We start from the raw sequence: 19,585 nt of genomic DNA on the forward strand, positions 1-19,585 counted from the left end.
CGGTCCCTCTCCCCTCCTCCCCCCTAGCCCCCCGCGCCCCGGCCCCCGCGTGGGGGGCGGCGGGGCCCCCCCCCCCCCGCTGTGCGCCCGGGGCCCCCCCCCCGGTGGGGGCGCGGCCAAATCCCCCCCCCCCCCCCCTTCCCCGTACCGACGCCCCCGAGCAGGCACCTTCAGTGATATCAGCAGAATAATCCAGTCACCCATTTGGCGGACCCGGCGTTCGAATTCAAGAGGCTACGCTTCCATTGCTGCGCCACAGGAAATTTCCCTGGGAAATTTCCTGTGGCGTCTATCTGGATATTGTGGCACCTGGTCATATTTTTCCAGGGGCCTCGGGAATCGAACACGAGAGGGGATGATCGCTGTGGCGGACTACTGGAACGGCATGCCGGCTGGCTCGATCGATGCCACCTGGATCAAGAGCGCCGTGAGCGCGCCGAGCGGGCAGTGTGTGGAGCTGGCGGCCACGGGAAACCGTGAGTTCGCGATCCGGAACTCGCGAGACCCGCAGGGTCCGGCGCTGCTGTTCACGCCTGCGGAGATCAGGGCCTTCGTGCAGGGCGCCAAGGCCGGTGAATTCGACCAAATGATCGAGGTCTAGCATTTCGCGAGTGTGTGAGCCGTAAACGTCGGGGCCCCGATTGTGGGACGATGAGACCGATTATCGTCGACTCGCTCTCACCGTTGGGGCCCCAGTGTCCGATATTGGCAATTCTGCGAAATTTGGTAGTTTTGTCCCCATTGGCCGGCCGGACGCCGACCCGAAGAAGAACCCCATGGTCGCGGCGGTGGTTCTCAGTGCCACCCTGCGCTCGTTGAGGCTGAGTGTGGGGATGAAGCAGGCCGCCGCTGCCAAGAGTGCCACCATGTCCCCTTCGAAGCTGTGCAAGTTGGAGCACGGAGACCTGCTGCCGCAGCGGCAGGACCTCGACCTCCTCGCCGCCGCCTACGGCATCATCCCCGCGCAGAAGGCTTGGCTCATAACACTCACGGATTTGGCCCGTCAGCCCCCGGAGTGGCAGCGGGCCGGCATCACCGTGCTGCCGTCCATGAGTCAACTGGTGGGACTCGAACCTGCGGCAGAGCGGCTGTGGACCTACGAGGCAGACCTCGTCTCCGGACTCTTCCAGACGAACGCCTACATGCGGGCGGTCATGGCCAGGAGCCAGCCCCCACTCAGCATCGATGAGGCCGAGGAGAGGGTCGAGACGAGGCTGTACCGACAGAAGAAGCTGTTCGCCGATCTCCCGGAGTGCATCGTCGTTCTCGACGAGAGCATCCTGCACCGCCGCCTCGGCAGCCGGGAGACCATGGTTGAACAGATCGATCGCCTCCTCGAAGTCGCCCGAAACCCCTGCATCCAAGTCCGCATCTTCCCGCTGGCCGGCGAGCAGGTCCTCGCTGGCGTTCGCTCACTGACGCAGCTTGAGTTCGGCAGGACTTCCACGGGGCTGCCCTCCGTGATCTATCTGGAGACCGACGACAAGAGCAAGTACTTCGCCAAGGGTGAGCAGGCGGAGGAGAAGAACGCACCGTCGTACGACCGTTACAGCACCACGCTGCTCATGCTGCTCGGCGGGGCCGCCGACCGCGACGTGAGCCTGGAGATGCTTGAGGAGGCCCGGCAGCGCTTCGCCCGCTGACCGGACCCCCTCCTCAGCGAATCCGCGCGACGCCGCCGAACTCCAGCCATTCATAGGTCTGCTGCGGCCGGCGTAGGTCGGAGTCCGGCCGCCAGTTGGTGACGTCCACCATGTAGGGCTCAAGGACGGACAGGCCCTCAAAGTACCGCCGGACATCGTGCTTCTCGCGTACGCGTCCCCAGTGGCCCTCAGTGCCGCGGATCATCAGCTCTGTGACCTCACGACGTACTCGTTCGTCGTCGCTCACCAGCTGGCAGATCACCATGTAGCTGCCCGACGCGAGGTGTTCCCGCATGCGTCGGATCATCGCCGCGGGCTCGTCGCTGTCCTTGAGGCAGTGGATCACCGAGACGTAGAGCGCGGCGACGGGTCGGCTGAAGTCGATGAACCCGCCCCGGGAGGACTCCTCGATGATGCGGTCCGTGTCGGTCATGTCGGCGTTGATGAACCTCGTGCCGTCGTTCACGTCGAGCGAGGTGCGGCCGTGCGCGATGACGATGGGGTCGTTGTCTATGTAGGCGACCCGAGCACCAGGGTGAACTTCCTGTGCGACCTGATGCACATTCGGCCTCGTCGGCAGGCCTGAGCCGTGGTCCAGAAACTGGGTGATCCCGCACTCACGCGCGAGGAAGCGAACGACGCGCTCCAGGAACCACCGATTGTTCAAGGCAAGATCGCGGCTGCTGGGAGCGATCGCCAGAAGCTCCTCACAGGCCGCGCGATCCGCCTCGAAGTTGAGCTCTCCACCCAGCAGCCAGTCGTACATGCGTGCTGCGCTTGGGAGAGATGTGTTAATGGCATGAGCATGCCCATTATCAGCACCCACGGCGCCCCTTCCGTGGCCGGAACAACCCGGGGTGTTCCCCGAACGGTTGGGCCTTAATCGTAGGCAGGCGCGCGCGCCGCGACCACGCCTCCAACCGGATGGTGGGCGTGGGGCCGTGGCGAACTATGGCGAGAGGGTGGTGGATTTCCGCAGGTCGTGCGCCACCTCACGGGGGCATGGTGCTTCTTTGGTCCGCCCCTAGTCGGCATATGCCAGATCGGCCCCCAGTCTCATGGGCGGGCAAGCATACGAAGCGCGACCCGCAACTCGACCCCCACGGTCCCCACGCCGATTCCCATCAGCCGGGCGGCGTCCGGGAGATCGACTCCCAGTCGGTAGCGCAGGAGGACCGCGTCGGCCGCGGTCTCGGGAAGGACGGAGTGCAACCAGTCGCCGTCCTGCCGACCCTGCGCGCTCCGGCTTGACACGGTGTCCCGTAGAAGCGACCAGCACACGGTCATCGGTTGGGAGAGGCCCAGCACGCAGTCCCACCTGGCCTCGATGTGCCCGAACGTCCACGCGACAGCCTCCGTACCGAGCCCGTCGTCATCGAGCCGCGTCCGGGCGTACCTCCAGTACTGCGGCCCATAAAGCTGCACGAATGCCTCGAAGTCGCACCGTGGCCGGAGACTTGGCGTGTGGGTACCGGGCTCTCGCGAACGACCGGCAGTTCCGGTCCATGGATGCGACCACATGTCTCCGCCTGCTGCTCGTCGATCCCGTCCCCGTACACAGGAGTGGGGCGGTCCTCCCACAAAATTGAGGACCGGCCCACGGATTCAGACCGCTCGCACCCGCCTAACGCGCAGAACCACCTCCCGGGTGCACCGGAGGAGGCACAGAAGCAGCGCTGCCCGAGAGGCGGCGAGGGGCTCGTTCCCCAACACCACCCATACGATGAGGGGAACCGCGAGCACGCCACTCAAACGCGCGGCGACATCGATTACTTCGAATGAGCGCATGGCCCGTTCCGAAGGGAAATTGCTGGTAGCTTGAGTGGAATCGGGGAACGGCAGGAGACGCTGCCGCCCTCCATGGAATCGGTCCAGCATGGCCTGTTCTCGTCGTTCTTGATCGGTTCTGGGCGAACCCCGGGCGCGGTGGGGCAACCGCGCCCGGGTCCGTGCCGACTGACCGGCATGAGCATCAACCTACCGGCGTTTCGAGGCGACAACGGGGTTGAGGCCCAACCGCTCAATTTCCGGTTGCGCCACCCGCCAACCGGCCGCGACGATCCTCTTCCTAATGTGCTTCCGGTGCGTGCTTGTCACGGTCTCCGACATGGCGCCGTGCTGCGAGTCGAAGCTGCCAGGCTGTTGCGGGCAGCGTTCCTCAGTCGCCCGGCCGAGCCTTAGCTCCACGGTCCGATGACCTTCAGCGCCGGCCTTCGGAAAGAGACATCGACGCCGCTAGATACCGTGATCGTGACGAGTTCGAGCGCGAGTTCGCAGAGTGCTTCGCCCGTGATGCGAGAGAGCTGGGAGCGGATCTCGGATGATTCGTCGGCGAGCATGCGAGAGGGCGAACTGAACTCGAACCGGCCGAGGCCGTAGTGATCCGCCAGTCGGAAGGTCACGGTGGTCTTGGGCTGGGGAGCCTGCAACTTCTTGGCGAGCATGGCACGCTCAGGGGAGGATGTGGGGCAGCCGCACGGATTCCCCCGCACCTCGGTTGGTGACAGGAACAGGACTCCGTCGCAATGGTGGACGAGCCCCCTTGGGCCCCACAGGTGCATCTCGGTCACGACGCAGCGTGAGCCATCGAGGACGATGCGAACGGTGGGAGACGTGGTGAGTACGTCCACGTTCTCGCCGCTGGGCACCGCAGAGCCACCCAGGGACTGGGCAACTCCAGCAGCCGTATCCACGGTCGGAACGGATACCCGCCAGCAAGGAAGCGACTCGGGACGGTTGTCGACCCGTCGCCCCGAGTGGAACTGTCCGACTGGGGGAGGTTCAATGGCGGCGCGCTGATCATCTGCACCGAGAACTGGCGCGGATGCGGTGGTGATGGGGGAATTCCGCACGAGGGCGGTGGCGGGCATGGGTCTCCTGTCCGGGGGCGGCTCCCTGCCGGGCAGCTGAGGGAGCCAATGACGGTGTAAGCGGTGTCGGGTGGTGTTCGCTCCAACTCGGGAGCGGTGAGACGCGCCATCGGCTTGGCGGCGTCGTGAAGCCGGGCCACGCGCCGGGTGGCGGGTGCGGCGGGGAAGCTGTGTCGCGGAGGGGGCAAGGTGGAGTCCTGCGCGCGGGCGGCAGCTGGGAAGACCGTTAGATCGGTCTGGGCATTTCGGCGGTGAACGCCGGAGCCGGAAGGGTGCGCCGGGGGAGGGGCGGCGCGATCACCGCACAGGGTGAGGTGGTGCGGTGGTGGGGGGTGGGCGGCACGCGGTTCCTTCCTCGGTGGCTGGCGGGCGGTAGCCCTTCACCGGGGTCGACAGTGGTGGGGATGGGTGCGGCAGCGGGGTGGCCGCGCTGGTGGACGGTAGCTCGGCTGTCCGGCCGCGCCAAGCGGCGGTCACTGCCTGCGGTGCTGGCACGGTAGGCGGTGTTCGGCTCGGAACCCAGAACGATCTTGATCGGGCCCTCTGGTCGCTTGGGTTACCCCTGGGGCGTGGGGTCCGGCGGCTGCTCTGCCTGGGGTTCGGCCTGTTGGAAGGTCGGGTAGCGCAGGAAGATCAGGGGGGTCACGCGGACGGGGCCTCGGCGGCGGTTCTCCTCGGTGAGGGCGCGGGCGATGCGGTCGTTCAGCTCCTTGGCGTGCTGGGGGAACAGCGCGTTGTGCTGGTCGACGGCTTTGAACACCTCGTTGGTGCTCTGCAGGAGGTCGAGCAGGAAGCGGTATCGGGCGACCACCTCGGTGGTGAGTTGGGTGATGTGCTTGTTGGAGGAGGACTCGGGCGGGCCGAGGAATTCCTCCAGAGGCAGGCCGAAGACCTTGGCGAAGCCGATCGCCTCGTCGAGGTTGATCCGGCGGCGGGGTTCGCCGCTCTCGATCCGCCAGACGGAGGACTGGTTGATCGGGTAGCCGGCGGTGGTCATCCGCTTGGCGAGTTCGCCGGTGCTCCAGCCCAGGTACTCGCGCTCCAGACGGACGCGCTCGGCGGCATGCTCCTCGCTGAGCGCTGGAGTGGCAGGGGCGCCTTCCGGCCGGCCGGACTGGTCGGGCATCTGATTCACCTCGCATCGGATTGTGGTTGTTCTTGCATGGGGGCAAGTGGGCATGCTACGTTAACCCACCTCGAATGGCAAGTCAATTCGAAACGCATCGTCGCCGACTTCGGGAGCCCACCACGACCACCGCCCCACCGGCACTCTCCGTCCACGCCGCGCCCCACGACCGTGCAACCCGCGCGACTGTCTGGGACCGCCTCGCCGTCGTCCTGATCGGTGCGGCCGGGTTCGCCCTGTCCTTCGACGCCCTGCAGCAGATGGCCGTCGCCATCCACGTGCGCGGCCCGCTGACCTACGTCTTCCCCTTCACCCTCGACGGGTTCATCGCCTACGGCGTGCGCGCCCTGCTCGTCCTGCGCGCCGCCCCGCTGGCGGCGCGCGCCTACGCCTGGCTCCTGTTCGCCGGCGCGACCGCCGCCAGCGTGTGGGCCAACGCCCTGCACGCCGTTCGCCTCAACCACCTGCTCGACCACAGCGGCGGGCTGAGCCTCGGCGACACCGTCGTCGGCGTGCTGTCCACCCTCTCCCCGCTCGCCCTCGGCGGCGCGGTCCACCTCTACATCCTCATCGCCCGGCACACCGCCACACCCTGGTCCGCAACCGGACCGTCCGGTGGTGCCTCTGCGGACCACGCGGCGTCCACTTCGGTCCAGCCGGACAGTCCGAGCGGTCCGGACCAAACATCGGCGCTTCCTCACGCGGACCGAGGTCCGTCCGTCCGCAGCGCCAGCGGTTCGTCCGGCAGTCCTTCTGCCGACCGCGGACGCTCCGCTATCGTCGAGCCGGACGGTCCGGACGCCTCTGCCTTTGGCGCGGTGTCCGTCGGCGTCGCCGAGCGCCGGTACGGCGATACCGGTGCCGGTCCGAACCTGGACGGGTCGGCAGAACTCCCCGTCGCTGGATCGCGGACCGACGATCGGCTGCCGGAGCCGGGTGGGCAGGGCCTTGCGGATGGCGGTGGTCCGGCGAGGCGGACGGGGCGGCCTCCGGGCGCGTCGATGGAGCGGTTGCTGGAGGTCAGCCGTCCGGCGGTCCAGGCGCACGGCCGTCCCAGCCGTGCGGTCGTCGAGCGCGCGGTCCGCGAGGCCGACCTGCCGCTCGGCAGTACGCGCTTCACGGTCCTGATGGACGAACTCCGCAAGGAGTTCCCGGACGATCTGGTCCGCCACCACCCGCCGGTCGACTGACCCGCCCAGGCGACCGACCGGACCGGTCCGGTCAGCCACCCGGACTTCTGCCGATGGGCAGAAGTCCCCACCAGCCGGTCACGACCACAGTGGTCCGGCGCGAACGGGACCAGAACCCCGCAGGACACCCACCGGACCGTTTCCCGCCGGTCCGGAAGTGCCCCCGCAGGCCGGACCAGTCCAGAACCGCCCGAGCTGTGGACTGGACCAGCCTCCCTCTCCGAGCGCCCACCGGACCATCCCTGCCGGACCAGGACGCGCCCCGTCTGCCCCCGAAGTCCGGCACCGCCAAGCCGAGCGCCGTCCGGACACCGCACACCCCGACCCCACCATCCCCGGAGCACCCCCTGACCGACACCCGACCCGCACCGCACGACCTCGCGATCGGCGCCGTGACCTCGCGTGCCCGCAACGGCGGCGACCACCCCCAGGCCAACAGCGGAGCAAGCGAGTGCATCCGGACCCCTGATCGGGGCCCGGATGCGAACGCCCCCGCCCAAGAGGACGCGGGCCAGGCGGTGTTGCCGAGCGCGAGGGCGCGCCCGGCAACACCGCAGGAGCACCGCGAGGGCGCGGCACTCCAGGAGAAGCCCACCGCCGCCGGCGCTGCCGCCGTCCACCCTGCTGATCGTGCCGACGCGCGCCGCAAGCCCAAGCGCCGCCGCCGTGACGACGAGAACCCGAAGCACACCAAGCTCTCGTTCCGCGTCAGCCCCGCAGCGAAGACCGAGATCGAGAGCCGGGCGAAGGCCGCGGGACTGACCGTCGCGCACTACCTGTTCCGCAAGGCCTTCTCCGAAGACGGCGTCGGCCTCGGTGGACGGGACGCGAGCCTGGACGCGGCCGTCGACGAACTCAGGGCGACCCGCCGCCAGCAGGCCGGCGCGATGAACAACCTCAACCAGCTCACCCACGTCTACCACTCGGGCGCCAGCGTGCAGCCCGCCGCGGTCCGGGACGCCGCCACGGCCGTCCGAGCCGCCTTCGAGGCGGGGCTGCGGGCCGTTGCCGGAGTCGACTCCGCCGCGATGCGGCTGGCGAAGGCGAAGCGCGGTTGATCAGCAAGGCCGTCCACGGCAACGACACCCTCGGCGCGCTCCGCTACCTGTTCGGGCCCGGCAAGGCGAACGAGCACACCGACCCGCACATCGTCGCCTCCTGGGACGGCTTCGTCCCCGACCCCGGCCGCGACCCGGCAGCCACCCTCGAACAGCTCCGGGACGCCCTCGACCTCCACGTCGTCCAGTACGGAAGGAAGATCAACAACCACGTCTACCACCGCATGATCCGCGCCGACCCCGGCGACCGCATCCTCGGCGACGATGACTGGGCAGCGATTGCCCGCCGCGTCATGTCCGCCGCTGGCATCGCCCCGGACGGCGACGAGGACGCCTGCCGCTGGGTCGCCGTGCGTCACGCCGACGACCACGTCCACATCCTCGCCACCGTCGTGCGGGCCGACCTCAAGCAGGCCCGCCTGCGCGGCGACCAGTACCGCGTCGAAGCCGAACTCACCAGGATCGAGCGCGAGTACAGGTTCGCCGACCTATCCGACACCCGCACCCGCGAGTACCGGGATGCGATCCCCAGGCGCGCCAAGGGCTCCGAACTGCGCAAGGCCCAGCGCCTCGGCCGGGAAGGCACCGACCGCGACCGCCTGCGCACCGCCGTACGCCAGGCCCTGGCCGGAGCCGCGGACGAGGACGAGTTCACCGCCCGGCTCGCCGCCAAGGGCGTGCTCCTCGGCGTGCGCCGCGCGCCCTCCGGCGACGTGACCGGCTACAAGTTCGCCCTCCCCACCGGCGATGAGAGCGGGCCGGTCTGGTTCTCCGGCAGCAAGCTCGCCGCCGACCTCACCCAGCCCCAGATCCAAGCGCGCTTCGGCCTCGGCACCGACCGGCCCACCCACCCCGCACCCGATCCACGCGTCCGGCCCGCCGCCGGCCGCCACCGTGCCAGCACCACCGTCGAACGCGCCTACCCGGCGTTCGACGACGAGCAGGACGCCGCCCGGGCGGAGGCGGTGATCCGCGGCGGCCTCGAAGTCCTCGACGCGCTCGCCGCCACCAGCCCGACCCTCAGCAGGAAGGAGATCCACCAGGCCGCACGGGCCCTGGAGTACACCCGCATCGCCCACACCCGCGCTGCCGGCGCCGACCTGCGCACGCTGCGCTCCGCCGCCCGCGAACTCCTCTACGCCGGACCCAGCACCAGCCGCGGCGAGGACGGCACGGCCGCCGCCACGATCCTGACCAGCCTCGTCCTGCTCGCGATCGTGATCGCCAAGTGGCACGCCGCCCGGGGCCACCGCCACCAGGCCGAAGCCGCCCACGCCGCGGCGGGGCACCTGCGCGCCGCCTACGTCCGGCACGCGGCCAAGCCGCTCGCCCACCTCGACCTCGAAGGCCGGCACCTGCCCGCCGCGGTCCGGAACCGGCAGGAAGCGGCTCTCCGCCGCGCCCTGCCCGCCGACCAGGCTGCCCGCCTGCTCGTCGGGGACGGCTGGGCGGCGCTCGCCGCCACCCTCGCCGAAGCCGAAGCCGCCGGCCACGACCCCACCACCCTGCTCACCCAGGCCGCCGAACGGCGCGAACTCGCCACTGCCGACTCACCCGCCGCGGTCCTCACCTGGCGCATCCGCCGCGATGCCCGCCTTCCCGCACCCGCGCCGACCGTTACCCAGGAGGAACTGCGCACCGCCGCGGCCCGCTCCAGGAGCACCACCGGCCGCCCCACCGCTCCCGCAGTGACCGAGACCGTGCAGCCGCCCAGGCCGCCGGCGCCGCCCGCACCCGGCACGGGACGCTCCAAGCGGTAACCGCCCGGCTCATGCCGGGCCCTTGACCGTCGCCGCACCGGCCAGCCCGCACCTCTACCCTTTCAAGGAGTCATGTGAAGGTCCACCCCCTCACCGCCACGTTCCCGACCCTGAGCGAGGCCGAACTGCTCGACCTCGCCCAGGGCATCAAGGAGGACGGCCAGTACGAGCCGATCCTGCTCGACGCCGACGGCGTCCTGCTGGACGGCCGCAACCGCCTCGCCGCCTGCAAGCTCGCCGGCGTCGAACCCCGCTTCACCACCCACGAGGGCGATGCCCCCGCCGCCGACGTGGCCTGGTCGCTCAACGCCCGACGCCGCAACCTCACCCAGGGCCAGCGCGCCATGATCATCGCCAAGGAGCGTTCAGCTTCGAAATCTTCCGCGCGAGCCGACGCCGCCACCTACGGCATCAGCCCCGCCCGCGTCTCCCTCGCCGCCACGGTGATCAAGTACGCCCCAAGCCTCGCCCGGCCGGTGATCACCGGGGCGATGGGCCTGGACGCCGCCTACGAGCAGGCCCGCAAGAACAAGGCCGAGGCCAAGGCCAAGCAGGCCCAGTACGACCTTCTCCGCGACCAGGCCCCCGACCTCGCCACACGCGTCACCGAGGGCGACCTCGACCTGCCTGCGGCGCTCGCCGAACTCGAGCGCCGCCAGGAGGAGGGCCGGCTGCGCGCGAGGGTCGAGCAGGCCGACGCCGTCCGCGCCGCCGACGGCGACACCCAGCCGGCCTTCGCCCAGCTGATCGAGGACGGCGTCATCGACTGGCCCGAGGCCGCCCAGCGCGCCGACCACTTCCACACCCAGCGCCGGGACGCCGTCCAGCACTCCCAGCAGGCACTCCACCTGATCGCCGACCACTGGGCCACCATCCGCAACCTTGCCCTCCGGCCCGACAGCGCCTTCACCCGCGAGGTCCTCGACGGCTTGGTGCCCGAGGCGCAGGCCCTCGTTGACCAGCTCCTCGCGCGCGAAGTCGGCACTTCGCTCACCGGTCGAGACTGACTCGCCGCCCGGCACGAGGCTTTCCCGGAGAATCCGCAGTGGCTTTCCGGGAAAAGCCCCTCGGATTTTCCGAGAAAGGACAGTCGAGGCGACCCTCAACCGGCTTGCTGCGCAGTCGTGATGTCGATCCGATGTCGTTCTCCGGTGACTGGGAACCGTCCGGCCACGGGTCGGCTTGTGGTGCTTGCATCCGACACGAAGGGCACCGCACTTGACCAATCCCGCCGACGCCGGCCGTAACGTCGTCCTCGCTGTTCCTCACCCCGCACCCCTCAACCCCCACGGCATCACCATCACCTGCGCCATGTGCGACGCCTCCCGCGACTGGCTGCTGATCCACGTACGGCCCGACCTGGTCTTCGTCCGGTGCCGCTGCACCCACGAATGGCGCGAGCACGACCTCGGCGCCGCCGACGTCACTACCGCTCGCGGCTCCGGTGGAGACGAACGGGAGTGGGAGTCGTTCGAGCAGATGTACCGGGGACTCGGTTTCGACGGGCTGCTCGCCGGCACGGTGTGGAACCTGAGCTGACCGGCAACGGGGCCGCCACCGACCGGTGGCGGCCCCACCGCCTGGAGGGGGGAGTTTCGATGCGCCAACTTCCCTGCTGCCATTGGCAGCAGAGTGTGATCGTGATCGCTCGGGATCCTTCGATCTTCCGGCCCTACGTGTGCTACGTTCCGTAGTCCAACCGAAAATAGGCGACCCCGGCAGCGCGCCAACGCTCCGGGGTCCGGCAACAGGAGCCACAACTCCCGATGCGAGTCCATCGTAGCGCCCACGCGCGCAACTTCACCGTGCTGCCCAACGCCGTCCTGCAGTACCGACGGCTCTCCTACACCGCCCGCGGCCTGCTCGCGGACCTCCTCTCCCGTCCCGACGGCTGGCGCGAGGACGGCCGGCACATGGCCGACACCAGCCCCCAGGGCCGGGGCGCGATCCGCAAGGCCCTGAAGGAGCTGGCCGAGGCCGGCTTCTACCGGGTCGAGAAGATCCGCATGCCCGACGGCACGATCGTCACCGAGACCCACGTCTACGACACCCCGCAGCTCACGGTGCTGCCGAGTGCCACCCGTCCGGTCTCCGGTGAAGCGACCACCGGCGGTCCTGACGCCCTTCAAAAGGACCTGGTGAAAGAACCCTCCCTCCCCGCCGAGCAGGCCGACGGGCCGGTCCTCGCCGACGAGCCGCAGGCGAGGACGGGAGGGCAGGAGGAAGACCCCGAGGAGGAGACCGGCGAGCAGCCCGCGGCGGTTCCGGACGAGCAGGTCCGCGAGGCGGTCGCCACACTGTTCCGGGTGATCCGCCCCGAGCCGCGCCTGCGGCTCGGCCAGGCCGAAGCCGAGGACCTCGCACCCCTCGTCGCGCGGTGGCTGAAGCGCGGCGCAACCCCTGCTGACCTCGCCCAGGCCCTGCTGCCGGGCCTGCCCGCCCCGGTGCACTCAGCGGTCGCGGTGCTCCGCTACCGCCTGGAGCGCAAGATGCCGCCCGTCCAACCCGCTGCACGGCCCGCAGCGGCTCGGTACGCGGAGTGCGCCAAGTGCCATGACCCGGTGCCGAAGCCGGGCATCTGCCGGGCGTGCGCGGGCCTCGGCACGCGCACGGTCGCCGTCGGCGGGGGTGAGGCGGTCACCCGCGGCGGCGCGGCCCGGGCCAGGGCGGCCCTGCGCGCCGGGAAGGCCGTCGGCATGGAGCTGGGTGGACTGGCCACGGCTGGCTGAGCCCCCCGCTCCGGGCGGGTCGTCCTGCGGATAGGTTGGCGGGTCACAGGCCTATCGGTCCTGGCCGGTGGCGGCGTGAGGGGGAGCGCCGCACTGGCACGGGTGCTCGTCCGGCAGGAGAGCCAGGCCGTGCAGCATGAAGGCGGCCAGGCCAGGGGAGGAGGCCGCGTTCGCGCCCAGTCGCGCGTAGAAGCGGGTCATCTGTGACTTGAGGGCGCGGTGGCTCGGGCCGCCGTGTTCGGCGAGGTCCGCGAGCGTGTAGCCGCGGACGAGTTCTCCCATGGCGTCCAGGTCCCATGGCTTGACCAGTTCCCGGGGGTCGCGTGGGTCCGTCGGCGGGGCGAGGAGGCGGGTTCGGCAGCCGGTGTCGACGGCCTGGGCGCGGGTGGCCGCGCCCAGGGCCCTGAGTGCCTTCACGGCCCGGTGGGTTCCGCCGGTCCTGGTGGTGCCGAAGTGCTCGCCGATCTCCTGGTCGGTCCTGCCAGCGGCGAGCAGGCCGAGAACGGTGTGCTCGGTGGTGGTGAGTACGGGTCGCACGTGGCAGGAGGGGCAGGGGATGCCCCGGACCCAGTGCTCGGTGGCCGGGTCGGCGGTGTGGAGGCATCGGCAGGGGTGGTCGTCGGGTAGCAGTCGGGCGCCGTGCAGGCGGTGGACGGTCATGACAGTGCGGCCCGGGCCTTCGGGGATCTCCAGCTCCATGGCGAGTCGGCCGAGGGCGTAGGTGATCTTTCCGCGTGTGAGCCCGAGGAGTTCGGCGGTCTCGGTGACGGTGTGGCCGAGGACGAGGCGGCGCGCGATCTCGCGCTCGTCCTCGGTCAGGTCGCGGTTCAGGAACCTGGGCGGGACGGGGGCGGGCAGGAGCATGGCCCGGTAGGCGATGTCGATGGCCTGGGCGCGGGTGGCCGCTCCCAGGTTGTCCAGGGCCCGGGCCACCAGTTCGTCGGCTGCGGTCTCGTTCGGGGTCGCGGCGCCGAGTCCGAGTCGGCGGGCGATCCCGTAGGCGGACACCCCGCCGGCGACGAGTGCCAGCGCCTGCTGCTGGTCCCAGGTCAGGGCGAGGCGCTCGTCGCAGTGCGGGCAGGCCCAACCGAGGACGCGACGCGGCAGAGGACCGTCGGCGGCACGGATCAGGAGGTTCGTCATGCCTCCGGACCAGGCCCGCACGCGCACGCGCGGCCGTTCGGAAGGACCTGTCCGGTGGCGCCGAGAAGCGTGCGGAGTCCGCGCGGCCGCTCGGCGACGCCGACGTCCATCAGCAGGCGGGCCGCCAGCAGCAGGACCAGGCCCAGGGCGTAGGCGGTGCCCGCCAGCACCACGGGCCCGTCCGCCGGAAGCTCGTGGTGCAGCGCCGCCGCTGCCGTCGCCGCCCCGCCGGCCAGTGCCAGCAGCAGGCAGGCCGCCCCGGCGAGCAGGGCTGCGAGGAACCGGCTGCGGTGCGGCGGCATCAGCTCGTCCCGGTCGGCTGCGCGGTCCGGCCACCGGGGCGGCCGAGCCTGGTGTCCGGCCAGCCGTCGCCGAGCGCGCTCAGCGGTATGAGGCCGGTCAGGAGGGCGCGGGCGGTGGCCTGCGGCCGGGAGCGGACTCCCAGGGTGCGGAGGATGTCCTGGACGTAGGTGCGGACGGTGCCCTCCGTCAGGTGGAGGCGCTTCGCGGTCGCCTTCGGGTCTTCGCCGGCGACGAGGGCGGTGAGGACCTCTCGGTGGCGGCGGGGCAGCGGCAGGCCGCTGGGGTTGAGTACCGGTACGTCCTCGGTCCGCACCCACCCCCAGGCGACGCCGCGGGCGGCGGCGTGGTGGCGGTGCGGCGTTCCGAGCTTGGCCGTCAGTGCGGTGACGGCGGCGCCGACCTTCGTCTCGGGGATGCCGGTGACGTGGCTGACCGCCGCGTGCAGGTGACCTCCGGCCACTTGGCGCAGCAGCAGGATCTCGGCCTCGGTGAGGTTCGGCTTGTCGGGCAGGGAATTGGGCATGGCGAAGCTCCTCGCGATGAAGTCGAGCAGAGGGAGAGAGTGAGGGAGCGGAGCCTGGCTACGGGGCCAGCCGGGGGAAGCCGAGCGCGGCCAGCAGCTCGGGGCCGATCCGGCGGGCGGCGTGCGGGCCGATGGTGAGGATCAGATCCCCGGAGCGGGCGAAGGAGGCGGCCACGACCGCGGGACCGGGCCGGCAGGGACCGGGGCCGGGGATCACGAGCGTGCCGCCGAAGTCGGCGCGGGCGAGGGCCTCGACGCCATCGGCGTGGCACTGGGAGCGGGCCAGAGTCGAGTGGACGGGCAGCACCACCGTGTGGTCGACACCACGCAAGGAGTCGGCGATCCGCTCGGCGAGCACCTCCGTGCGCAGGTGGCCGACCGGCTCGTACACCGCAATCACCGCGCCCTCGGTGAGCATCCAGGCGCCCTCGACGGCGGCGGCGATCTCCTCCGGGTGCTGGGCACACGACTCCACCACAGCGACGCCACCGACCGTGCCCAGGCGGGTCAGTGATCGCTCGACGCCCGGGAACGCCCCCAGCCCGTCGGCCAGCTCATTCCCGGACAGCCCGAGCGCCCAGCCGGCCGCGAACGCCGCCGCGACGCCGAGGGCCTCCTTCGTACCGGCGGCAGGCACGGTGACGGCGAACCGCTCACCGTCGGCCTGGAGAGTGAGCCGGTACTCCTCACCGCTCCACCGCGTCCTGAGGACAGCCACGTCCATGCCCTCGCCCCTACCGGCCGTCACCACCCTGGGGCCCGGCGTTCGGCGCAGCCGGTCCAGCAGCTCGGCGCAGCCCGGCTGGCCGGACCACACCACCACGGTCTCGCTGCGGCGGGCGAGGTCCTCGATCTCGTCCAGCGCGTCCTCACGGGTCGCGAACGTCGGTGGAGCCACGTCGACGGCGGTCACCAGCGTCACCGCCGGCCGGAGCCCCTCCCCGAGGGTGTGGTGGTCCCGCCCGGGGGCGGCAGCTTCGTGGAGTGCGGTGTCCGGGCAGAGGTCGACGACCAGGACCTCGCCGCCGCCGTCGTAGCCGGGGGCGTCGCCTCGCGGGGCGGCGTTGAGGATCCAGCCCGGGTCGCGGACGGTGAGCGCGCAGGTCAGGGCGGCTGCGGCCGTCGCGGTGCTGTGGCTGCCCGCTACGGCGACGACGGTGGGCGCGGTGGCGGCGAGCAGCTCGATCGCCCGGCGGTGGCCCATCGTCGGCAGGCCCCGGCCGGTCGCGAGGTCCAGGATCTGCGGCACGGCCGTGTTGTCCCCGCCCCAGATCAGGCTTGTCGTTCGCTGGTCCACGGGTTGGAGCACCGCACCGGTGCGGTCGAGGTGTCGGAGCAGTTCGCCGCGGTGGCCGTCCTGCCGCGGTGCGATCGTCACCCGGGCGCCGCGCCGGGCGAGGTAGGCCGCGAGTCCGGCCATGCCGGGGCTGTGCGGGTCGGGGAAGTGAGGGGCGGCCAGGACGGCGGGCAGCGGCAGCGGGCGGGCGGGGCCTCTCCGGCCTTCCGGCGCCGTGCTCACGCCGCCACCGCCAAGCCCTGGTCGGCGAGTTCGATGAGCTGGGCCGCGATCTGTCCGAGGTCCGCGCCCTTGGCGCCGACCACGGCGAGCATGGAGCGGTCGGGCGCGCCGACCAGCGTGAGGGTCTGACCGAACCGGTCCTCGATCACGCTGTGGCTCCACGGGCATGCGCCCGAGGTGAGGACACCGACGATGCCGATGCTGTTGATGCTCACCGCGCCCAACGCCGACATCGCGGCCGCCCAGCGGTCGGCGTCGTCACGGTCGATGCCGGGCGAGGTTCTCAGGACGAGGCCCTCGGGACTGACGTGGATGGCGGCGACGGCACCGGTGGCGCCGGTCACCAGGGCGTCGAGGGAGATCGGTTGCAGGTGGGGCACGGTTACTCCTTGGTTCTGGTCAGACGGTGAGGGGCGGCGCAGTGGAAGCCCAGCGTGGATGGGGGACGAGGTCGTCATTGATCGCCGGGACCACACAGCATCCGCCCGAAGCACAGGGCGAGTTGACTGCTGAGTGGCGACGGTTGGCAGCGAGACCTCAGGGGCTGGCCGGTGAACAAGCCGGCGATGCTGCGCGCAGGCCTGGTGGAGGGATGCGGTCAGGCGGTGGTGGTCGGCTAGCGCCGGAAGTGTCCCCGGCCGTGATCTGGCGGCGTTGGGCGATCGCCTGGAGGCGGCGGCTGCGTTCCAGGGCCGTGCGTGCGCGGCGGAGAGCGACGGCGAGATCCTCGTGGTTGGTCAGCCTGCCGCTGCCGTCCGGGATGACCAGCCATTGCAGAGGTCCGACTGGTCCGGCGCCCGGTGCTGGCATCAGTAGCGTCGGGGGCTCACTGCCGTCCTCGGGGGCGGTCAGCAGGTCTGTGTCCCTCATCTGCCACCCCGCACCAGGGCGTACCGCCACCAGCCAGTAGCTCCGCTTGTCGCCGTGGTCGTACAGCACCGGACCGGGAGCTATGCCGTTCGATGTCAGCTCGGCCACCACCGCGGCGGTGAGGTCCCCACCGAAGAGCAGCACCGCGTCGAACCGGCAGGAAAGCTGCACCGGGGCGAGTCGGCCGTCGCGCCACAGGTCGGTGATCGTGTGAGGGGTGCTGCTGACTCCGGCGAGCCAGCGCCCGCCGAGCACGTGCGGCGGCGCGATCCGTCTGACGCTCATCACAGGTCCTCCGTTGGGGGATTCACGCGGGAGACGTTCGGTTGCCTCTGATCAGGCGGGAGTCACCTCCTTCGCCGTGGTACGGGACGGGAGCAGTCGAGCAGCGCAGGCGCCAAGGCCGAATGCCGGCGGTCGGTCCCTCCACGCCTCTGAAGCGGGGGCCACGGCCGCCTCCGACCGGTGGTGCGAGGCCCGCTCCTTTCGTGGAGGCCGCCGGCCCCGACGTTGTCCGGGGTCGATGGCGGTCTGGAGCCCGGCGACACCAGTGCATCGAGGCAAAGGCGTCCCCGAGGCCTACGCGGTGCTGCTCATGCGGGGATCCGGTCGACCGCCTCGCGCCTGGGCCCCAGCTGATCCGGCGCGGCCTCCGCCTCGGTCGTGGCAAGTCGGTCCGGTGGGGTGTGGTCGACGCTCCGGCCGCACAGGTCGGCGATGGCGCGCCCGGCGGCGACCATCGCGGTCCCACTCCTGCGGTGGAATCCGGCGTGCCTCGTCCTCGGCCGCAGAGCGTGCGCACGGGGTGTACGGCACCGCGGTGCGCCGTGAGGGCGCTCGGGTGGCGGCGCCACCGTGGCGTCCGGCTGGCCTGCGGACGGCTCCTGCCGGGGGCCGCACTCGAACCAGACGACCTTCGTGCCACTGCTGTCGTCGGCCCGCACTCCCCAGGCGTTGGACAGCGCCCTGACCAAGTTGAGGCCCTGGCCGCTGGTCATCGCCTCGCCGAACTGGTCTTTCACCACCGGCATTTGGAGGCTTTCGTCAGACACCTCGACGCGGACTGCTGTGCCCGTCCAGATCGCGCTGACGGCCGCCGGCGTCCCGGTGTGGATGACCGCGTTGGCGATCACCTCACCGGCCAGCAGGCCGATGTCTCCGATCCGCTCGGACGGCAGGGCGACACCCCACCGGCTGATGCCATCGAGGAGGATCCGCCGGGCTTCTGCGGCGTCCTTCAAGGTCGGGGCTACATGCAAAGCCAGCCGGAAGGGCTGGTGTGGTGCTAACGGAGCGCCCAGGTGGGCAGGGCGCAGTGACTCAGACATGGGAGACCCCCGGTGAGCACGGCGACAGCGATAGATCACCGAAGTTGTGGCGCACGCCACGGTCGGTGAAGGCACTGCTACGGTCTCGTACTCAGGACTGAAATGCAACACATGTCACCACCGTCAATTGACGGTAGTGACCGCCTGACGCTGGGCGCGCGCGCATCGGACTTGACGTTGAATCAGAGGCGACTGATAGGGGTGGGGCATGGACGCAGAGGTCACGACAGAAGAGCAGGAGGAGCGCCCCGCCGGCGTGCCGTTCCTCCGACACCTCCTCGGCGGTCGGCTCCGCCGGATTCGCGAGCGGCAAAAGCTCACCCGTGAGCAGCTCGGCGATGCCCTCGGCCTCTCGGCCGCGGTCGTTCGGCGGCTGGAGACCGGCCGGAACATCATCAAGGTCCACGACGTGAATTCATGGGCCACGCAGTTCAACCTGGACTTGGCCACCGCTGACTCGCTCAGGGCGATGGCCAAGGAGAGCAAGGAGCACGGCTGGTGGTCGGCGGAGGATGTTCATCCGTCGTTCAGCGCTCTCGTCGAGGCCGAGAGACTCGCCAGGCGCATCAAGAACTGGGAGCCGGGCATCATCCCGGGTCTGTTGCAGACCACTGGCTACACCGAGGAGGTCATCGCCAGCGCCCGGTTCCGCTGGAAGGATGACAACCCGCTACCGCTCGACAAGGCCGTCGAGCGCGCTGAGCGGCGCAAGCAGGTGCTGTTCGGGGAGAATCCGCCGAAGGCCTGGTTCATCCTTGGCGAGGCCGCGTTGCGGATGCGTGTCGGTGGCGCCGATCTCATGCGTGCCCAGATTGAGCACCTGATCGAGGTCTGCGCCTTGGACAACATCACGATCCAGGTGCTCACCGAGGACTCCGGCTACCACGTCGGAACCACCGGTCCGTTCGCCGTCTACCTGTTCAGCGACTTGCCGGGTGATGGGGTGGCCTACGTCGAGCAGGACCTGACGTTCAAGGACCAACCGGCGAAGCTCGCCCGCCACAGCCGCCAGTTCGAGCTGCTCATGTCCCAGGCGCTCGACCCGCAGGCGACCCGGTCATACTTGCAGGCATCCCTGACGAACAAGGCGAGTTTGGGATAAATGGGAGGATGATCATGCGAGACGGCACCGCCCTCGACCAGGGCGGCCATGGCTGGACGAAGTCCAGCTACAGCAGCAGTGAGAACGGCAACTGCGTCGAGGTCGGCCGGACTCCGGCCGGCACTATCCCGGTTCGCGACACCAAGCAGCAACGGCGCGGTCCGGTCCTGGAGTTCGGCCCCGCCGCGTTCCAGGACTTCCTCGACGCTGTCAAGGCGGGCGAGTTCCCGGTCCAGCCGTAACGGGGTGAAGGCAGATGGGTGGACCCTGGCGATAGAGCCGCCGGGGTCCACCCATCTACTGCATACCACCCGACTTCGCCAATGAACGCAAGAGGGCCTGCGGCAACTCCGGCAAGCCCATCGGAATCGTCAAATGACGCATAGCCGGTGCGCTACGGGGGACTGGTCGACAGTCGGAG

The 19,585-nt window shown here is 70.5% G+C and carries 21 protein-coding genes; 10 read left to right on the forward strand and 11 right to left on the reverse strand.

What is annotated here, in order from left to right:
* Positions 1-355: 355 nt before the first annotated feature.
* Together ACFVUH_RS09930 and ACFVUH_RS09935 are read left to right on the forward strand one after the other, a co-directional pair.
* Positions 356-601, forward strand: a complete 246-nt coding sequence (locus tag ACFVUH_RS09930; protein WP_387912269.1) for a DUF397 domain-containing protein — start codon at positions 356-358, stop codon at positions 599-601.
* A 94-nt stretch (positions 602-695) separates the two neighbouring features.
* Entirely contained in the window at positions 696-1,643 is a 948-nt protein-coding gene (locus ACFVUH_RS09935) for a helix-turn-helix domain-containing protein (RefSeq protein WP_387912270.1), read from the forward strand.
* A gap of 13 nt (positions 1,644-1,656) precedes the next feature.
* Here the strand turns inward: ACFVUH_RS09935 and ACFVUH_RS09940 are convergent, their stop codons facing one another.
* The 4 genes from ACFVUH_RS09940 to ACFVUH_RS09955 all read right to left on the reverse strand — a co-directional run bounded on the left by ACFVUH_RS09940 (position 1,657) and on the right by ACFVUH_RS09955 (position 5,639).
* The gene (locus ACFVUH_RS09940) at positions 1,657-2,469 is read right to left on the reverse strand and encodes an SAM-dependent methyltransferase (RefSeq protein WP_387912272.1); all 813 of its coding nucleotides are present in this window, start codon (positions 2,467-2,469) and stop codon (positions 1,657-1,659) included.
* A 230-nt stretch (positions 2,470-2,699) separates the two neighbouring features.
* Positions 2,700-3,164 (reverse strand): sigma factor-like helix-turn-helix DNA-binding protein, encoded by a 465-nt coding sequence (locus ACFVUH_RS09945; protein ID WP_387912274.1) that lies wholly within the window; start codon positions 3,162-3,164, stop codon positions 2,700-2,702.
* 656 nt (positions 3,165-3,820) lie between these two features.
* Positions 3,821-4,513, reverse strand: a complete 693-nt coding sequence (locus ACFVUH_RS09950) for a hypothetical protein (protein WP_387912275.1) — start codon at positions 4,511-4,513, stop codon at positions 3,821-3,823.
* Positions 4,514-5,069: 556 nt separating this feature from the next.
* Positions 5,070-5,639, reverse strand: coding sequence for a helix-turn-helix domain-containing protein (locus tag ACFVUH_RS09955; RefSeq protein WP_387912277.1), 570 nt, complete (start codon positions 5,637-5,639; stop codon positions 5,070-5,072).
* 74 nt (positions 5,640-5,713) lie between these two features.
* Between ACFVUH_RS09955 and ACFVUH_RS09960 the strand changes: the two genes are divergently transcribed.
* The 6 genes from ACFVUH_RS09960 (at position 5,714) to ACFVUH_RS09985 (ending at position 12,376) form a co-directional block, all read left to right on the forward strand.
* Positions 5,714-6,829, forward strand: coding sequence for a DUF2637 domain-containing protein (locus tag ACFVUH_RS09960; protein ID WP_387912279.1), 1,116 nt, complete (start codon positions 5,714-5,716; stop codon positions 6,827-6,829).
* A 392-nt stretch (positions 6,830-7,221) separates the two neighbouring features.
* Entirely contained in the window at positions 7,222-7,887 is a 666-nt protein-coding gene (locus ACFVUH_RS09965; protein WP_387912280.1) for a plasmid mobilization protein, read from the forward strand.
* Positions 7,884-9,647: a relaxase/mobilization nuclease domain-containing protein gene (locus ACFVUH_RS09970; protein ID WP_387912282.1), complete on the forward strand. Its 1,764-nt coding sequence runs from the start codon at positions 7,884-7,886 to the stop codon at positions 9,645-9,647. Before ACFVUH_RS09965 ends, ACFVUH_RS09970 begins: the two co-directional genes overlap by 4 nt.
* A 74-nt stretch (positions 9,648-9,721) precedes the next feature.
* Positions 9,722-10,654, forward strand: a complete 933-nt coding sequence (locus ACFVUH_RS09975; protein ID WP_387912284.1) for a ParB N-terminal domain-containing protein — start codon at positions 9,722-9,724, stop codon at positions 10,652-10,654.
* 211 nt (positions 10,655-10,865) lie between these two features.
* Positions 10,866-11,186 (forward strand): hypothetical protein, encoded by a 321-nt coding sequence (locus ACFVUH_RS09980; RefSeq protein ID WP_387912286.1) that lies wholly within the window; start codon positions 10,866-10,868, stop codon positions 11,184-11,186.
* Between the two features lie 227 nt (positions 11,187-11,413).
* A complete protein-coding gene (locus ACFVUH_RS09985; RefSeq protein WP_387912287.1) occupies positions 11,414-12,376 on the forward strand; it encodes a hypothetical protein in 963 nt (320 codons plus the stop codon).
* Between the two features lie 51 nt (positions 12,377-12,427).
* Here ACFVUH_RS09985 and ACFVUH_RS09990 read toward each other — a convergent pair whose 3' ends face one another.
* The 7 genes from ACFVUH_RS09990 to ACFVUH_RS10020 form a co-directional block, all read right to left on the reverse strand.
* Positions 12,428-13,519, reverse strand: a complete 1,092-nt coding sequence (locus ACFVUH_RS09990; protein WP_387912289.1) for a hypothetical protein — start codon at positions 13,517-13,519, stop codon at positions 12,428-12,430.
* A complete protein-coding gene (locus ACFVUH_RS09995) occupies positions 13,516-13,821 on the reverse strand; it encodes a hypothetical protein (protein WP_380288334.1) in 306 nt (101 codons plus the stop codon). The genes ACFVUH_RS09990 and ACFVUH_RS09995 overlap by 4 nt, the downstream gene beginning before the upstream one ends.
* A complete protein-coding gene (locus tag ACFVUH_RS10000) occupies positions 13,821-14,345 on the reverse strand; it encodes a LuxR C-terminal-related transcriptional regulator (RefSeq protein ID WP_387912291.1) in 525 nt (174 codons plus the stop codon). The genes ACFVUH_RS09995 and ACFVUH_RS10000 overlap by 1 nt, the downstream gene beginning before the upstream one ends.
* Before the next feature lie 58 nt (positions 14,346-14,403).
* Positions 14,404-15,864 carry a hypothetical protein gene (locus ACFVUH_RS10005; protein ID WP_387912293.1) on the reverse strand — a complete coding sequence of 487 codons (1,461 nt, stop codon included), beginning with the start codon at positions 15,862-15,864 and terminating at the stop codon, positions 14,404-14,406.
* Positions 15,861-16,244, reverse strand: coding sequence for a roadblock/LC7 domain-containing protein (locus ACFVUH_RS10010; protein WP_387912294.1), 384 nt, complete (start codon positions 16,242-16,244; stop codon positions 15,861-15,863). The genes ACFVUH_RS10005 and ACFVUH_RS10010 overlap by 4 nt, the downstream gene beginning before the upstream one ends.
* Positions 16,245-16,401: 157 nt before the next feature.
* Positions 16,402-17,019, reverse strand: a complete 618-nt coding sequence (locus ACFVUH_RS10015) for a hypothetical protein (protein WP_387912295.1) — start codon at positions 17,017-17,019, stop codon at positions 16,402-16,404.
* Between the two features lie 308 nt (positions 17,020-17,327).
* Positions 17,328-17,975 carry an ATP-binding protein gene (locus ACFVUH_RS10020; RefSeq protein WP_387912297.1) on the reverse strand — a complete coding sequence of 216 codons (648 nt, stop codon included), beginning with the start codon at positions 17,973-17,975 and terminating at the stop codon, positions 17,328-17,330.
* A 295-nt stretch (positions 17,976-18,270) separates the two neighbouring features.
* Here ACFVUH_RS10020 and ACFVUH_RS10025 point away from each other — a divergent pair, with 295 nt between their 5' ends.
* Together ACFVUH_RS10025 and ACFVUH_RS10030 are read left to right on the forward strand one after the other, a co-directional pair.
* Positions 18,271-19,164, forward strand: coding sequence for a helix-turn-helix domain-containing protein (locus ACFVUH_RS10025; protein ID WP_387912298.1), 894 nt, complete (start codon positions 18,271-18,273; stop codon positions 19,162-19,164).
* A gap of 14 nt (positions 19,165-19,178) precedes the next feature.
* Positions 19,179-19,406 carry a DUF397 domain-containing protein gene (locus ACFVUH_RS10030; RefSeq protein ID WP_387912300.1) on the forward strand — a complete coding sequence of 76 codons (228 nt, stop codon included), beginning with the start codon at positions 19,179-19,181 and terminating at the stop codon, positions 19,404-19,406.
* The last annotated feature ends 179 nt before the right edge of the window (positions 19,407-19,585 follow it).

It is taken from the genome of Kitasatospora sp. NPDC058032, from assembly GCF_042885845.1.
Taxonomy (GTDB): domain Bacteria; phylum Actinomycetota; class Actinomycetes; order Streptomycetales; family Streptomycetaceae; genus Kitasatospora.

Bases quoted from the DNA above. Each gene is read 5' to 3' on its own strand.
- ACFVUH_RS09930 (WP_387912269.1), top strand. From the start codon at position 356: ATGATCGCTGTGGCGGACTACTGGAACGGCATGCCGGCTGGCTCGATC.
- ACFVUH_RS09985 (WP_387912287.1), top strand. From the start codon at position 11,414: ATGCGAGTCCATCGTAGCGCCCACGCGCGCAACTTCACCGTGCTGCCC.
- ACFVUH_RS09990 (WP_387912289.1), bottom strand. From the start codon at position 13,519: ATGACGAACCTCCTGATCCGTGCCGCCGACGGTCCTCTGCCGCGTCGC.
- ACFVUH_RS10000 (WP_387912291.1), bottom strand. From the start codon at position 14,345: ATGCCCAATTCCCTGCCCGACAAGCCGAACCTCACCGAGGCCGAGATC.
- ACFVUH_RS10030 (WP_387912300.1), top strand. From the start codon at position 19,179: ATGCGAGACGGCACCGCCCTCGACCAGGGCGGCCATGGCTGGACGAAG.
- ACFVUH_RS09955 (WP_387912277.1), bottom strand. From the start codon at position 5,639: ATGCCCGACCAGTCCGGCCGGCCGGAAGGCGCCCCTGCCACTCCAGCG.
- ACFVUH_RS09950 (WP_387912275.1), bottom strand. From the start codon at position 4,513: ATGCCCGCCACCGCCCTCGTGCGGAATTCCCCCATCACCACCGCATCC.
- ACFVUH_RS10025 (WP_387912298.1), top strand. From the start codon at position 18,271: ATGGACGCAGAGGTCACGACAGAAGAGCAGGAGGAGCGCCCCGCCGGC.
- ACFVUH_RS10015 (WP_387912295.1), bottom strand. From the start codon at position 17,019: ATGAGCGTCAGACGGATCGCGCCGCCGCACGTGCTCGGCGGGCGCTGG.
- ACFVUH_RS09945 (WP_387912274.1), bottom strand. From the start codon at position 3,164: ATGTGGTCGCATCCATGGACCGGAACTGCCGGTCGTTCGCGAGAGCCC.
- ACFVUH_RS09960 (WP_387912279.1), top strand. From the start codon at position 5,714: ATGGCAAGTCAATTCGAAACGCATCGTCGCCGACTTCGGGAGCCCACC.
- ACFVUH_RS09995 (WP_380288334.1), bottom strand. From the start codon at position 13,821: ATGCCGCCGCACCGCAGCCGGTTCCTCGCAGCCCTGCTCGCCGGGGCG.